Genomic DNA, 14,679 nt, shown 5'->3' on the forward strand with positions numbered 1-14,679 from the left:
CAGGGCTTGCCTGTAGTGAGAGTTAGATGTCGATAGACAGAATCACGCGATTTCTACCACTGCGTTTAGCGTTGTAGAGTGCTTTGTCTGCCTCGTTTAACAGAGCATCTTCGCTTTTATCCGTTTTGCTGAAATCGACCGTTGCAATGCCCATGCTGGTCGTTGCGTGAATCGTGCCGGATTCAATCTGAACTTCTATGGATTCAATTTTTTGGCGGAGTCGTTCAGCAACAAACTGCGCAGTTTTAGCATCTGTATCGTCCAGTACAATCAAAAACTCTTCGCCGCCGTATCGTCCGATAGAGTCGCAGCCTCGTAACTGCTGTTGAATTTCATTGGCGACCGTTTTTAGCACCTTATCTCCGGCAGGGTGGCCGTAGGTGTCATTGATCTGTTTGAAGTGATCAAGGTCTGCCATCACAACAGAAACAGGGTGCTTTTGACGTTTCGCTGCACTGAGGCGCTGCTGCAGAAACTCCATCACCGCGCCTCGGTGGAAGATGCCAGTCAACGCGTCACGGCATGACTGGTCTTTAAGCTGCTGCATGGCATCAACCAACTGATCATTGAGGTCGCAGATATGTTGGTAAAGCCGGCCTTTTTCGATAAGTACGGAGATCTGTCTGGCGATGCTTAGAAAGATAGTTTGATGCACATCTTTGTAGGTGTTGACCTGCTTGCTGGAGAAAAAGATAAAGCCAATCGGTTTCCCTTCAACAATTAGAGGGCAGGTCAGACTCGAAAGAACACCCTCGGCAAGAATAAGCCGGGTGGAAGAAGATTTTGGATGCTTTTTTAAATGCTCTTTTAGGTCATTGATGATGCGTGGTTGCTTCGACTTAAGAATGTTTTCCAGGCTGCTTCCCGCAAGGTTAGCTGAATAGCCGTGGCAGATCTTAACGCGCTCAGGGTAATTAGTTTTTGCCCACTGCGCAGTCACTTTTTGGGTATCTTCATCGATAAGTGCACAGCCAATGCGATCGTATGGGATCAGGGAGTGGAAACTATCGAAGATGCGGTCCAGTACGTCACCAAGCAGGTTGCCTCTGCTGATATCTTCTGTGATCGCCTGTAACTTGCCGAACTCATCAAATCGACGCTCAAGCCAGTTTGCCAGGCCAAGCAATTCCTGGTCGAATTCGTTGAGAGGGTCGCCTTCTTCTCTTTCTGGCAATGTCAGTGTGAAGTCACCCAGCTTTAACTGCTGAATAGCACTGAGGTATCGAGTTAGATCCATTCCATCGGGCATAACTAAGCGTACTTACTATTTGTTAACAGCAGCAAGCATGTTATCGCATTACGCTTATATTATGCATGGTTAATATGTGTTTAGATTTTTGACCAAGTGTTGTTTTCGTGACCTATAGATAAGAAGTCAGGCAAGTGATTAAAGGGCAAGACAACTTGCTTGCCCTTTAGGGTGTTTAACCTTTGGACCATTTCCGGATCTTTTCGATTTCGGTGGCGTTGATACTCAACGACTCCAAAAACTCCTGGTGGGCTTGCGGCTCCATCGCTTCAAACTGTTTGTGCCAGTTATGCATATCTGTGTCATTCAGACCTGCGGCTCTCATAATCTCAACCCAGCGATCTTTGTTAATCATGGTTTGCTCCAGTAACTTGGGATGTTTAAGTAACAACACGATGGCTTCTTGCTGTTGACGCAGCTTTTGCACCTCTCGTTCGAGCGCGTAAAACTGCTCTCGCAATATCTGCTCCTGTGTTGTGTCGTCTGCGCGGTTAAGAAGGGAACCTATGGTTGCTATCGGCACGCCAGAGGCGCGAAAGCTCAATATGCTTTCCAAACGGCGAATCTCATCTCCGCCATACAGGCGATAGCCACTTGCAGACCGGCTTTTAGGTTCAAGTAACCCAGCGCGTTCGTAATAAAGCAGCGTCGTTCGTGAGATTTTGAATCGTTTGGCCAGTTGGCTAACCGTCAGCATAAGGTACTCCTTCAATCAAGCGCAGGCACATCCTCAGCCCTGCACCTGTAGACAGGTCAACGATTATATTTACAAATTTCTGCAGATATTAAAAAGCCGCCCAAAAGGCGGCCCAGATTAACACGACTGTCGATTTAACTTGTCGGAATCAGATCAGTTTTTGCCGCCATGATAAAATCGTTTTTGTGCAGGCCGCGGATTTTGTGGGTCCACCAGGTTACGGTGACTTTGCCCCATTCAGTGAGGATAGCAGGGTGGTGGCCGTACTCTTCAGCAAGGTTGCCGACCAGGTTACTGAACGCCATCGCTTTCTTAAAATTGCTGAAACTGTACTCCCGGCGAAGCATCAAAATGCCATCTTCCGACACCGCCGCCCAATCAGGGATCTCTTTTATCAGTGCAGCCAACTCGTCGTCAGTGACTTTTGGCGCATCGGCTCTACAGGCTTCGCATTGGCCTTTGGCTAGTTCAGTCATGCGGTGTCCTCTAAATGTTTAGTTGTTATCGTTTCAGTTGAAAATAGGCTAAAGCGCCTTGGCTTCGAATTTTGCTGGGAATAGCCCTAGTTGCTGCGACCGGGTCACCTTAGCCAGCAGATCCATTTCTGCAATATCAAGCAGTTCATCTATGTCATCAAGTATGTAGTAGATAGGTTGCATGATGTCTATACGGTACGGCGTGCGCATTGCGTCCAATATTTTTAATGGCAGTCTCTCGCACTCTTCACTTTCCAATGCGCGTCGGGTTTCACCCGGGGAGGAGAGTATGCCGCCACCATAGATACGTAAGCCGTTGTCGGTATTAACCAACCCAAACTCGACGGTGAACCAATAAAGCCTTGCTAAAAACACCCGTTGCTTTGGATCTGCAGCTAAACCCAGTTGGCCGTACCTGTGTGTGAAATGCGCAAAAGCAGGGTTGGTTAGGAGAGGGCAGTGGCCAACGATCTCGTGAAAGATATCGGGCTCCTGGAGGTAATCAAACTCGTCTCGGCAACGAATAAAGGTTGCGACAGGAAACTGCTTGTTAGCCAGCAGTCGAAAAAACTCATCAAATGGAATCAGTGCGGGTACCTGAGCAACCTGCCAGCCAGTGGCTTCCTTGAGCACTGCATTTACTTCTTCGAGCTGCGGTACCCGGTCTAATGGCAGCGCCAGCTCTTCCATACCTTTGAGGTACTCGTCGCAGGCGCGACCGGGCATCACCTTTTGCTGTCTCTCCAGAAGGTCTTTCCAGATAAGATTTTCGTCATCGCTCCATGCGATATGGCCGTTTTTGTCCGGCAATTTCGATACATAGCGACTCGTTTTCATCGCTTCCCCCTGAGTTGCGCTTTTCAACCGAATCGATGAATTTGGTCGGCAGCGCTTATATTTTTTGACTTAATCTAGGCAGTTTGGTTTGAAAGCCCAAGCCCGCGTATCAATGGAAAGCGTGTCAACTTGTACCTTTTTGTTTACTCATAGCCCCGAAAGCCGGATATTATGGGGGGATTGGCCCACTGAAAGTGTCGCAACCCAGGTTTGCGGTTGCACCGAGGATGTAACGTGTTAGTTCAAGCACCCACAGATATCGTATCGCTCGACAATATTTTGCCCGAAGAACCCCTATTGATGATGGGAGCAGGTCCTGTGCCTATTCCTGCACGAGTGGCGGCGGCAAATTCGATCGTTATCAACCACTTGGGTGACACCATGGCGCATATCATCGAACAGGTGAAGTCGATGTCGCGGTATGTGTTTCAGACTGAATCGCGGCATATTCTTGGTGTTGCTGGGCCAGGCTCCGCGGCGATGGAAATGGCGGTGGTAAACCTGATCGCGCCGGGCGACAACGTGCTAAGTATCTGTAACGGATTCTTCAGTCACCGACTGTCAGAAATGGCTGAGCGTAATGAAGCTCACGTGTCTCGCTATGTGGTGCCAGACGGCGAAAGTGCGGACCCTGAAAAAGTTGCCCAGTTGCTGGAAGAGTTAAAACCCAGCGCACTGACCATTGTCCAGGGCGAAACCTCCAATACCGTATACAACAGCCGTCTTCCTGAGATCTGCGCCTTGGCTAAGCAGCATAACTGCCTGGTGATTACAGATGCGGTATGTACGCTCAGCACCATGCCGTTGGCGATGGATGAGTGGGGTGTGGATGCGGTAATTACAGGTGGCCAAAAAGGCTTGTCATCGATTCCTGGCGTATCGCTGGTGGCATTTTCTGAGCGTGCCTGGGAGGTGATTGAATCTCGTCAGGGGCATCTACGTCATTGGTGCCTGGATGCCAAGCTGGCAGATCAATTCTGGTATAAAAAATCCTATCACTACACGGCGCCAGTCTCTGGGATTTTGGCAATGCATGAAGCGTTGCGTCTGATCTGCAGCGAGACACTTCAAGGCCGTTTTGACCGTCATGAGCGCTGCTCATTGGCGCTGCAGGGTGCAATTGAAGCCCTCGGTCTCAGTCTTTATGTCGCGCCTGAGAGCCGTTTGAATTCAGTGGTAGGCATTAACGTGCCTGATGGCGTGACAGGTCCGGAAATTCTCGCTTTGATGTCGGGTAAACACCGCGTCGAGATTTCAGGTTCGTTTGGTCCCAATATTGTCCGTATTGGTCAAATGGGGGAGCAATGTCGCACTCACCACTTGTTCCGAACCGTGCATGCCTTGGGTGCAAGCGTCAGGGAGCTTGGCGTGAACGTAGACTTGCCCACGGGCGTGGCTGAGCTCGAAAAGCGTTTACAGGTGTCCTGATCACCGGCCATAAAAGAATGTTAAACCAGTCATAAGTTTGTCATCTGTCTCTGTTGGAATGCTCGCGCATTCAAAAGTGACCCAAAAAATTCAGGGGTTACTGTTTCAGAGATAGGTGATTTATGACTGGCCGTGCATTCTTCCGACTTCTTCGTCAGTACGGGATCAGCATCGCGCAGTTTGCGGCGCACTGTAAAACCAAAGTCGACAATATCTACAAGTTGCAGAAGGTAGACCAGGTACCTGAGTACTATGAACGGCAGCTACAGCTTTTGACTGACTCATAACACCCCAGCGCCTCCGAGGCCTTTCCAATACAACACACTTGAATACAATGTTCGGACGGCGCACAATCCGCGTCGTCTGGATTCTGTCATGGCTGTGATCAGCCGATGACGTAAGGTGTTGGAGAGCAAAATGCAGGAAACAATCGATCAATTACGCGCGGTTAATCAGCCCGTACCTGTGCCAGTTGAGTTGCCAGATGATGACGATCTGGTGGTGATAGAAGAAGAGATCCTGATCCCTATCCCAAAAGATCTTAAAACCTTTCTCAAAGAGGTGAGTGATGTTGTCTATGGCAGTATTGAACCGGTAACTGCAGGCGACCCGTTTTTGCATACACACCTGCCGGAAGTCACTGCCAATGCCTGGGCTGAAGGGCTTGAGCGTCACTTGATCCCGATCTGTGCTGATCGCGGCAGCTATTACTGCATAACACAGGAAGGCGAGATTGTTCATTGGGTCGAAGGGGAATTGCTCGATGCCAGTTGGCAGGATATCTGGCAGTGGGCCAGAGAGGTCTGGCTACAAAGCTAAAAACTGGTCAGCGTTGTTGCTATCTCGCTGATATTGATAAGAAACCGTCGCTAAGGCGGTTTTTTATTAACTTTTCATTACGGCTTTCTAATATAAAGCTGCTAATCAAGTCTATCTTTAGTGGTAGTGTGGCTGAATGCATAGCCGCACTGCATCCTGTAGTAACCGCTAGTGCATTTCGGATGATCACAGGCGTTAGGTGCGTGAATAAGAATAAGTAGCTGCGTTCTGCCTTTGAATTAGAACGTAATCTCGCACTCGGAGCATCCCATGGCCCAGTTTCTACTGAGTTATAGCGATATCGCGACGCGCTTTTCTCAAGTACTTCAAGCGCAATATGTCGAGGCAGGAGAGCCTAAGTTTCATCTCAGTAAGATCCGCGAAGCGGTCTGCAAAAGCTGGGGTTACCAGAGTTTTGCCGATATGAAATCTCACGCTGTTGATGCGTCTGAGGCGTCAGAGTGGCATCTACTCAATCAAGACCCGTTTCCGCTGCAATATCTACAATGTGCAGATCAAAAAATGGGACCGTCACCGTTCCATATCCAAGCCTACAAAGCCACCGTTGATCACTTTGTCGCACAAAACTGCTTGATCTGCTCCATAGCTAAACCACCTAGACATGTAAATTAGCTCATATTGTTGACAATAAGGTTGTGATAGACCTTAATGAACGCCATCAAATCGGTTTGGCTAGGTTTATTGTCAACAATATGTCTGTGGATTCTCAAACAAGAACCAATGATGCGTTCCTGCGACTGCAAGAAGCGATAGTGAAAGGCGAGATCGCGCCAGGGAGTAAGCTGCGCGAAGCGGAGCTGTCTCAGGAGTATGGCATTAGCCGAGGTCCGCTGCGTGAGGCGCTCAATCGACTCGAAGGGCGCAGACTGGTGCGCAAGGTGCCACATGTCGGTGCTCAGGTGGTTGCCATGGATCTCAAAGAGCTTGCTGAGATCTACCTGATACGTGAAAACCTTGAAGCCTTGGCTTGCCGCCTGGCAGCGCAGCAGATGAGCGATGAAGCTTTGCATGCGCTCGGTGAACTGCTCAATACCCACGAGGACTATATCCATGCCCAGGACGGTAAGCGTTACTTCAACCAGCAGGGCGATCTTGATTTTCACTACCAGATTATTCTCGGCAGTGGCAATCAAAGTCTGGTTAACCTGCTGTGTGACGAGCTTTATCAATTGGTGCGCAGATACCGTTACACAGGAAGTCACCGTCAGTCCCGCCCAAATCAGGCATTAGCCGAACACAAACGTATCTACGAAGCCTTGGTTGCCCGCGATGGTGAGTTGGCAGCATTGCTGATGCAGCGTCATATTCAAACCGCTCGCCGCAATATTGAAGCAACGCTTCAGGCTGATACTGATAACAACAGATCCGTTAAGGAGGAACAATGACACTTTCAGCTGGCGCGCGTTTTCGTCAGGCGATCGCTCAACATAAGCCTTTGCAGGTCGTTGGTGCGATCAACGCTTATTGCGCCATGATGGCGGAACAAAGTGGTCATCAGGCGCTTTACCTGTCTGGTGCCGGTGTTGCCAACGCCTCTTATGGTTTGCCGGATCTGGGGATGACCTGCCTGGAAGACGTATTGATTGACGCCCGCCGTATCACGTCAGCTTCCGCTTTACCTTTGCTTGTTGATATCGATACCGGTTGGGGCGGGGCATTTAACATTGCGCGCACGATTACCGAGATGGAACGCGCTGGCGTCGCGGCGGTGCATATTGAAGACCAGGTGCAGCAAAAGCGCTGTGGCCACAGGCCCAATAAACAGATCGTGAGCCAAAGCGAAATGGTTGACCGCATTAAGGCTGCGGTAGATGCCAGGAATGATGACCAGTTCTTTGTGATGGCACGTACCGATGCATTTGCTCAGCAGGGCCTTGATGCAGCCATTGAGCGTGCTCAGGCATGTGTTGAAGGCGGAGCGGATGGCATATTCGCAGAAGCGGTCCATACCCTCGAAGACTATCAGGCATTTACTGAAGCGTTGAATGTGCCCGTGCTGGCGAATATGACTGAGTTCGGCCAAACCCCGCTGTTTTCACTGGAAGAGCTATCGTCGGCAGGGGTGGGCATTGCGCTCTATCCTTTGTCTGCGTTCAGGGCTATGAATGCCGCCGCGCTTTCCGTGTATCAGACGCTCAAACAGGTGGGCGACCAGCGCTCTCAATTGGACAAGATGCAAACGAGGGAAGAGTTATACCACTTCCTCAGTTATCACAGTTATGAACAGCATTTAGATGCACTATTTGAGTCGCAGCGCACAGAGTAACAGCATGATTTGTCTACCTTTAAATAGAGCTAGGGTAGATCTGAATTCGCAGGAGTAGATGTATCGTTTAAAAGCAGTTGTAGACATAAGGTCGCTGTACCCTACAACACAGCGACTTCCATATCGAAAAATAACGGTTGGCTGCAATGACAGACCACCACTTAAAAGATTATGGAGGAAACAATGGTTCAAAAAGCATTGGGTGGCGCTGGCTTGCGTGGTCAGGTCGCCGGAAAAACGGCCCTGTGTACTGTCGGTAAGTCAGGCTCAGGTTTAACCTATTGTGGTTATGACATTTCAGAGCTGGCGGCCCACGCTACCTTTGAAGAGGTGGCCTATCTACTTGTATACGGCGAATTGCCGACGGTGACCGAACTGGAAGCGTTCAATCATCGTTTGCGCCATCACCGCCGACTACCGCTAGCCCTAAAAGAAGTATTAGAACGGATCCCCGCCAATGCCCATCCGATGGATGTGATGCGCACTGGTTGTTCAGTGTTGGGTAATCTTGAAACCGAGGCCGATTTCAGCCATCAGGATGAAGCGATAGAACGTTTACTGGCAACCCTGCCAGGTATTCTCTGTTACTGGTACCAGTTCTCCCATCATGAGAAACGGATCGAAACGGCCACTGATGATGACAGTATTGGTGCCCATTTCCTTCACATGTTGCATGGCAAAAAGGCCAGTGAGCTGCATCAGGCCGTGATGCATGCGTCGTTGGTTTTGTATGCCGAGCATGAGTTCAACGCTTCGACCTTTACCGCTCGGGTGTGTGCTTCAACCTTGTCCGATATGCACTCTTGTGTCGCTGCCGCGATTGGTAGTTTACGTGGCCCTCTGCATGGTGGTGCCAATGAGGCAGCAATGGCGCTAATTGAAACCATGACTGACGCTGAGCACGCAGAAAAGGTCTTGATGGATAAGCTGGCCAGTAAAGAGAAGATCATGGGCTTCGGTCATGCCGTATACCGCACCTCCGATCCACGCAATGCCATCATTAAACAGTGGTCGAAACGTTTAAGTGAAGAAGCTGAATCGCCACGACTGTTTGATGTTTCCGAACGCTGTGAACAGGTGATGTGGCGGGAAAAAGAGTTGTTCCCAAATGCTGACTTCTTCCATGCCTCCGCGTATCACTACATGGGGATCCCAACCAAACTGTTTACCCCCATCTTTGTGATGTCTCGTGTTGCCGGGTGGGCAGCCCATGTAAAAGAGCAACGTGCAGATAACCGCATCATTCGTCCAAGTGCCGACTATACGGGCCCTGAGCCTCGCTCGTGGGTGCCAATCGAGCAGCGTGTAAGCGCGATCCCAACCGAATAACAAAAACAACAAAACGAGGAATTTAGAGATGAGCGCAAACGTAGAACTAAATGAAAGGCCTCCCTACGACGATATCCTGCAAGAGATCGCCGATTACGTTCTGAACTATGAAATCGAGAGTGAAGAGGCGTGGAACACCGCCCGTAATTGCCTTATCGACACACTGGGGTGTGGTTTGCTCGCCTTGCGTTTTCCTGAGTGCACCAAGCATCTAGGCCCGATTGTTGAGGGCACAACCGTCCCACATGGTGCACGGGTACCTGGTACACAATTGCGTTTAGATCCGGTCAAAGCGGCGTGGGATATCGGCTGTATTGTGCGCTGGCTGGATTACAACGACACCTGGTTGGCTGCGGAGTGGGGGCACCCTTCAGATAATCTGGGCGCGATACTCGCGGTTTCAGATTATCTCTCCCAGAAACGGGTGGCATCAGGCTTAGCTCCGCTGACTATGCGAGATGTGCTTGAAGCCATGGTGATGGCCCATGAGATCCAGGGTGTGCTGGCGTTGGAAAACTCGTTTAACCGCGTTGGCCTTGACCATGTAGTGTTGGTGAAGGTGGCTTCGACAGCTGTCGTGGCCAAGTTACACGGTGCTGACCGCGAACAGATGCTTGCCGCACTGTCACATGCATGGGTGGATGGTCAGGCACTGCGCACCTACCGACACGCACCCAATGCCGGCTCCAGAAAATCCTGGGCGGCAGGGGATGCGACATCGCGCGCGGTCAGGCTGGTAGATATTGTGACTCGTGGTGAGATGGGCGTACCGGGTGTGCTTACTGCTCCCGGTTGGGGTTTCTACGATGTCAGCTTTAAAGGCAAGTCGTTCCGGTTGCAGCGACCTTATGGCAGCTATGTGATGGAAAACGTGCTGTTTAAGATCTCGTTCCCGGCAGAGTTCCATTCACAAACGGCGTGTGAAGCCGCAGTGACGCTTCATCCCTCTGTGAAAGACCGTCTGGATGAGATAGACAAGATCGTTATTACCACCCATGAATCAGCGATACGGATTATTTCGAAACAGGGGGAACTGGCCAACCCTGCGGATCGTGATCACTGCCTGCAATATATGACTGCGGTGCCACTGATTTTTGGTGATCTGGTCGCTGAGCATTATGAAGATGAGTTCCACAGTGCTAACCCACTCATTGACGAACTGCGAGGCAAGATGGAGGTTGTGGAAGACACCCGATATAGCGAGGAGTACCACGATCCAGATAAACGCTCTATTGCCAATGCACTGCAGGTCTACTTCAAAGATGGAAGTTGCACCGACAAGATAGAAGTGGAATACCCAATCGGCCACCGCCGTAGAAGGGAAGAGGGCATTCCGGTGCTTGAAGCCAAGTTCCGCCGTAACCTCGAAACCCGCTTTCCTAAAGGGCGCTGCGACAAGATCATGTCACTTTGTTTAGACCAGAAAGCCCTAGAGGCTACCCCTGTCAATATGTTCTGTGAGCTGTTTGTGATCTAGACAGTTAAAACGGGTGTTTAATTTTTCACCTCTGTGATCGGGGCATTGAAAATGGCGAATTAGTATACGATTCGCCATTTTTTTTGAAGTATTTTTAGCTTTCCGATGTCAAAGCATATGAAAAAATTATTCGCAGGCGATTACGTTTTACGCCTAAATTCGAACTCAACTTCTTGATTTAGAGGAGGTTACCATGGCTAGTATGAGTAATTTCATCACTTGGCGCGAGCAAATCGCTCGTCTTGCTGCTGAAAATGACCCAACCATGGCAGACCAGGCTTGTCAGATGTCCCACCGTCAACTTGAGCCACTTTATCGGCGCGGATTGGAGGCAGAAGAGGTCGTTCACCAACTTTTCGAAGGCCACGGCCACGAATAAGAATCATTCTCCGATTTTAAGCCCGGCACCCGCCGGGCTTTTTCGTTTTTAAAAGCGGCTCGTTATAAAATCAACGAGTTATCTCACAATCCTCAGCGCTATATTGAACTATTCTTAACCGGCTACAGTACAAAACAGTGGTTATCCACGGAGAATAATAAAATGCCCGTTAATCAGAAAGATCGCCGCCGCTTCCTCAAATATGCCTCGTTAGGTTTGGTAGGGGTTACGGTTGGTACCCAATTAAGAAAAGTAGCCTATGCCGGTGACATGCCGCAGTTGTCATTGGACGATCCCACGGCAAAAGCACTCAAATATGTTCACGCCAGTGAAGTTGAAGGTCAGAATTGCGAAAACTGCATGCACCTGACCGGCAATGCTGGTGATGAATGGCGCCCATGTAATCTGTTCCCAGGCAAGCTTGTTGCTGCCGAGGGCTGGTGTGCCGGTTGGGTGAAAAAGCCCTAACTGATTATGCAACCCGCAGTGTAATGGCCCGTAAGGGCCATTTGTTTTTGCCCCCGCCGATGAGAGCCAGCACCGCTTTTCTTACATTGTCATAGAAAATTCCTACAACACCATTTTCAAGCTGTGTCAGTTCGGCTAGCTTTCATAACATATTTATTTCTATAAAAATTCCACGCGAGTTAATGATGAAATTAGCAAAGCGATTACTGTTTGCGATAGGGATTCTGATAACAGCCAGCCTCGCTGCTGTTTACTTTGTCGTGAGCGCCAGTTTACCCACCATCGAAGGTGAGTGGGCGTTACCCGGACTTGAGCACAGCGTAACGATTGAGCGTGACGCATTGGGTGTTCCCACTATTCAGGCGCAATCAGAGAATGATCGAGCATTCGCGCTGGGAGTGCTGCATGGTCAGGACCGTTTTTTTCAGATGGACCTCTTACGTCGAAATGCCGCGGGTGAGCTATCGGAATTGTTTGGAGAAGCTGCGCTAAGTTGGGACCAGGCGATGCGGACTCACAGGTTCAGAGCGCGTGCAACTCGCACCATCGCCGCCATGCCGGAACCGTTAAAACAGCAGCTGATTGCTTATACCCGGGGGGTGAATAGTGGACGGGATAGCTTGGCTGTCAGACCTTTTGAATACCTTTTGCTATCGCAATCTCCCCGTCCCTGGCAGCCAGAAGATAGCTTGCTCTGCCTGTTTTCCATGTACGTAGATCTGCAGAACCATGACGGCGGCTACGAACGCTCGCTGGCATTTATGCAGAAGCACCTACCCGCTGACTGGTTTGAATTCCTGAGGCCCCAACCTGTCTCGCAAACTGCATCAGGCTTGCCAACCTGGGAAGCGCCACTGGCGGGCAAGGTTACAACTGCTTTAACACTGCCGACTATACCCATGAGTGATCTACTCGCTACGCTGAGCGAAAACGATGATGATTCTAATGGCGATGATGAGCGCATGGCGTTGGCTTATCGCTGGCACGATGAAGGTGTTCCGGGTAGTAATAACTGGGGTGTCGATGGTAGCCGAACGTCTCATGGCGGTGCCATAGTGGCTGACGATATGCACCTGGGTATTCGAGTGCCCAATACCTGGTACAGAGCCAGCTGGTATTTGAAGGACGGTCGCCGTGTAACAGGCGCCACATTGCCTGGAGCGCCCGCCATGGTGGTGGGTAGTAACGGCGATGTCGCCTGGGGATTTACCAATAGTTACGGCGATTGGAGCGAAGTGATCCAGTTGGTTACTGACGACCGTCGTAGCCAATATTTAACCCCTGAGGGTTGGCAACCCTTTACCTACCACGATGAAACCATTCTTGTCGGACAAGAGACCACACGCTTTATTGTCAGGGACACCATATGGGGCCCAGTCATTGGTGAAGATGATGAAGGTAACTTGTTGGCCTATCGCTGGGTTGCCCATGATATCGAAGGTGCCAACTTAAACATGCTGGCAATGGTACACGCTAGAAATACAGAAGAGGCGCTGATTGTTGCGGCTAACAGTGGTGTACCCGCACAAAACCTGATGCTTGCAGATAAAGATGGTCGCCTGCACTGGTCAATCATGGGGCCTATTCCGCAAAGAGACTGGCAAGACAAGCAGTGGATACAGGATTGGTCTGAACAAAGCCTGAACTGGACGAGCTATCGCAGTGCTGATGCTTATCCCTTGGTCTCCTCAACGCAGCATAATGGCGTGCTGTGGACCGCCAATTCCCAAGTAGTGATGGATGAACTATATCCTTTGATTGGCGACGGTGGATATGACATCGGTATTCGAGCTGGTTCTATCGCCGAACAGCTAAAGCAAAAGCAGCAATTTACTGAGCAGGACCTGCTGGATATTCAGCTTAGTACTCACAACCGCTTGTATGATTTCTGGGCCGAGCATCTCAAGGCGGTTGTCGATATTCAACCGCAACCTCCTTTTAGCAAAGCGATTTTGGAGGCGTTGGCGAAGTGGCAAGGAAAAGCAGAAGTTGATTCGGTCAGTTATCGCCTTGTCAGTGCTTATCATGATGAAGTACTAAGCCGCACGCTTGGACCGATAGCCAAAGCGCTGGAAGATAAAGAGTACGAAGCTTTCAGTGTCCGCAAAATCGACAACCATATCGACAACGCATTGTGGTTGATGGTGACCGAGCAACCTGAACACCTGCTTAACCCTGAATACAAAACCTGGGAGGGTTTGCTGCTGGCAAGTGCCGAGGCAGCCTATCAGGCAACGTTTGTCGATGGTAAAGGTACTGAGCAGGCTGGTTGGGGTCAGGTGAATCAGCTTCATCTGCAGCATCCATTTAGCAAGGTCATCCCTGGTTTAGGCATTCTGTTAGATATGCCTAAACAACCGATGGCGGGCGATGGCAAACATGTGGTTCGCATTCAGGGCGAGAGTTTTGGTGCATCTCAGCGTATGGTTGTTGCACCGGGGCGGGAGCAGCACGGCATCTTCCATATGCCTACGGGGCAGAGTGGTCATCCGCTGTCAGAGTTCTATCGTGCTGGCCACGATGATTGGGTAAATGGTAACCCCAGCCCATTTTTGCCACAAAAAACCAAATACAACTTGAAATTGCTACCGGTTGACCCAAATTAGCAAAGGTAAGCCAACGTGAAGTTGGCGTCTTAAAACCAAGATTGTGTTGGTGTTTCCAATGCTATCGGCGTCACCAAGCTGACGATTAACCGCTAAGGACATTTGATGACAGTTGCAGAGAACAAAGTCGTATCTATTAACTACGAAGTAAAAGACGCCGATGGCCAAATCCTGGATGCATCTAATGAAGGTGCGCCTCTTGAGTATCTGCATGGCAGCGGCAATTTGATCCCTGGACTGGAAAATGCGTTGACTGGTTTGGAAGCGGGTGCGTCTTTTAACATCATCGTAGAGCCAAAAGATGGCTACGGCGAAGTGATGCAAGAGCTCATCCAGGAAGTGCCAAAGTCAGCTTTCCAGCAAACCGAAGAGATCCTCGAAGGTATGGCGTTTACTGCTGAAACAGAGCAGGGCCCTCTGCGCGTAGTTGTTACGGCGGTAGGTGACGAAACCGTTACTGTAGATGGTAACCATCCACTGGCTGGTAAAAAGCTGACATTCACCGGTTCTGTTGAAGCAGTGCGATGCGCACAAGACGATGAAATTGAACATGGCCACGTCCACCAGCAAGACAAAAAGGATTGCGGCTGCTGTTAGTTTGCCTGAAAGGTCCTGATAAAAAGCCGG

At 50.1% G+C, this 14,679-nt stretch carries 16 protein-coding genes; 12 read left to right on the forward strand and 4 right to left on the reverse strand.

Annotated features, from left to right (window positions below):
• Positions 1–22: 22 nt before the first annotated feature.
• The 4 genes from ABEA14_RS16480 to phhA form a co-directional block, all read right to left on the reverse strand.
• Complete coding sequence (locus ABEA14_RS16480) at positions 23–1,237, reverse strand: sensor domain-containing diguanylate cyclase (protein ID WP_345341496.1); 1,215 nt, start codon at positions 1,235–1,237, stop codon at positions 23–25.
• A 187-nt stretch (positions 1,238–1,424) separates the two neighbouring features.
• The gene (locus ABEA14_RS16485; protein WP_345341498.1) at positions 1,425–1,946 is read right to left on the reverse strand and encodes a MerR family transcriptional regulator; all 522 of its coding nucleotides are present in this window, start codon (positions 1,944–1,946) and stop codon (positions 1,425–1,427) included.
• A 134-nt stretch (positions 1,947–2,080) separates the two neighbouring features.
• Positions 2,081–2,422 carry a 4a-hydroxytetrahydrobiopterin dehydratase gene (locus ABEA14_RS16490; RefSeq protein WP_345341500.1) on the reverse strand — a complete coding sequence of 114 codons (342 nt, stop codon included), beginning with the start codon at positions 2,420–2,422 and terminating at the stop codon, positions 2,081–2,083.
• 48 nt (positions 2,423–2,470) lie between these two features.
• Positions 2,471–3,259, reverse strand: coding sequence for a phenylalanine 4-monooxygenase (gene phhA / locus ABEA14_RS16495; RefSeq protein WP_345341502.1), 789 nt, complete (start codon positions 3,257–3,259; stop codon positions 2,471–2,473).
• A gap of 234 nt (positions 3,260–3,493) precedes the next feature.
• Here phhA and ABEA14_RS16500 point away from each other — a divergent pair, with 234 nt between their 5' ends.
• The 12 genes from ABEA14_RS16500 to ABEA14_RS16555 all read left to right on the forward strand — a co-directional run bounded on the left by ABEA14_RS16500 (position 3,494) and on the right by ABEA14_RS16555 (position 14,649).
• Positions 3,494–4,687, forward strand: a complete 1,194-nt coding sequence (locus ABEA14_RS16500; protein ID WP_345341504.1) for a pyridoxal-phosphate-dependent aminotransferase family protein — start codon at positions 3,494–3,496, stop codon at positions 4,685–4,687.
• A gap of 122 nt (positions 4,688–4,809) precedes the next feature.
• Positions 4,810–4,974, forward strand: coding sequence for a hypothetical protein (locus tag ABEA14_RS16505; RefSeq protein WP_345341506.1), 165 nt, complete (start codon positions 4,810–4,812; stop codon positions 4,972–4,974).
• Between the two features lie 130 nt (positions 4,975–5,104).
• On the forward strand, positions 5,105–5,506 hold the full coding sequence (locus ABEA14_RS16510; protein WP_345341508.1) for an SMI1/KNR4 family protein: 402 nt from the start codon (positions 5,105–5,107) through the stop codon (positions 5,504–5,506).
• A 270-nt stretch (positions 5,507–5,776) separates the two neighbouring features.
• Positions 5,777–6,139, forward strand: coding sequence for a hypothetical protein (locus ABEA14_RS16515; RefSeq protein WP_345341510.1), 363 nt, complete (start codon positions 5,777–5,779; stop codon positions 6,137–6,139).
• 80 nt (positions 6,140–6,219) lie between these two features.
• Complete coding sequence (locus ABEA14_RS16520) at positions 6,220–6,912, forward strand: GntR family transcriptional regulator (RefSeq protein WP_345341512.1); 693 nt, start codon at positions 6,220–6,222, stop codon at positions 6,910–6,912.
• Positions 6,909–7,793 carry a methylisocitrate lyase gene (prpB, locus tag ABEA14_RS16525; protein ID WP_345341514.1) on the forward strand — a complete coding sequence of 295 codons (885 nt, stop codon included), beginning with the start codon at positions 6,909–6,911 and terminating at the stop codon, positions 7,791–7,793. The genes ABEA14_RS16520 and prpB overlap by 4 nt, the downstream gene beginning before the upstream one ends.
• 183 nt (positions 7,794–7,976) lie before the next feature.
• Positions 7,977–9,122, forward strand: a complete 1,146-nt coding sequence (gene prpC, locus ABEA14_RS16530; protein ID WP_345341516.1) for a bifunctional 2-methylcitrate synthase/citrate synthase — start codon at positions 7,977–7,979, stop codon at positions 9,120–9,122.
• Positions 9,123–9,150: 28 nt separating this feature from the next.
• Positions 9,151–10,599: a bifunctional 2-methylcitrate dehydratase/aconitate hydratase gene (locus tag ABEA14_RS16535; RefSeq protein WP_345341518.1), complete on the forward strand. Its 1,449-nt coding sequence runs from the start codon at positions 9,151–9,153 to the stop codon at positions 10,597–10,599.
• Between the two features lie 193 nt (positions 10,600–10,792).
• Positions 10,793–10,978, forward strand: a complete 186-nt coding sequence (locus ABEA14_RS16540) for a hypothetical protein (RefSeq protein WP_345341520.1) — start codon at positions 10,793–10,795, stop codon at positions 10,976–10,978.
• 162 nt (positions 10,979–11,140) lie between these two features.
• Positions 11,141–11,446 (forward strand): high-potential iron-sulfur protein, encoded by a 306-nt coding sequence (locus ABEA14_RS16545; protein WP_345341522.1) that lies wholly within the window; start codon positions 11,141–11,143, stop codon positions 11,444–11,446.
• Between the two features lie 185 nt (positions 11,447–11,631).
• Positions 11,632–14,052 carry a penicillin acylase family protein gene (locus ABEA14_RS16550; RefSeq protein WP_345341524.1) on the forward strand — a complete coding sequence of 807 codons (2,421 nt, stop codon included), beginning with the start codon at positions 11,632–11,634 and terminating at the stop codon, positions 14,050–14,052.
• Positions 14,053–14,157: 105 nt separating this feature from the next.
• The gene (locus ABEA14_RS16555; RefSeq protein ID WP_345341526.1) at positions 14,158–14,649 is read left to right on the forward strand and encodes an FKBP-type peptidyl-prolyl cis-trans isomerase; all 492 of its coding nucleotides are present in this window, start codon (positions 14,158–14,160) and stop codon (positions 14,647–14,649) included.
• Positions 14,650–14,679 lie beyond the last annotated feature (30 nt).

It is taken from the genome of Corallincola platygyrae, assembly GCF_039544265.1.
GTDB classification, from domain to species: domain Bacteria; phylum Pseudomonadota; class Gammaproteobacteria; order Enterobacterales; family Neiellaceae; genus Corallincola; species Corallincola platygyrae.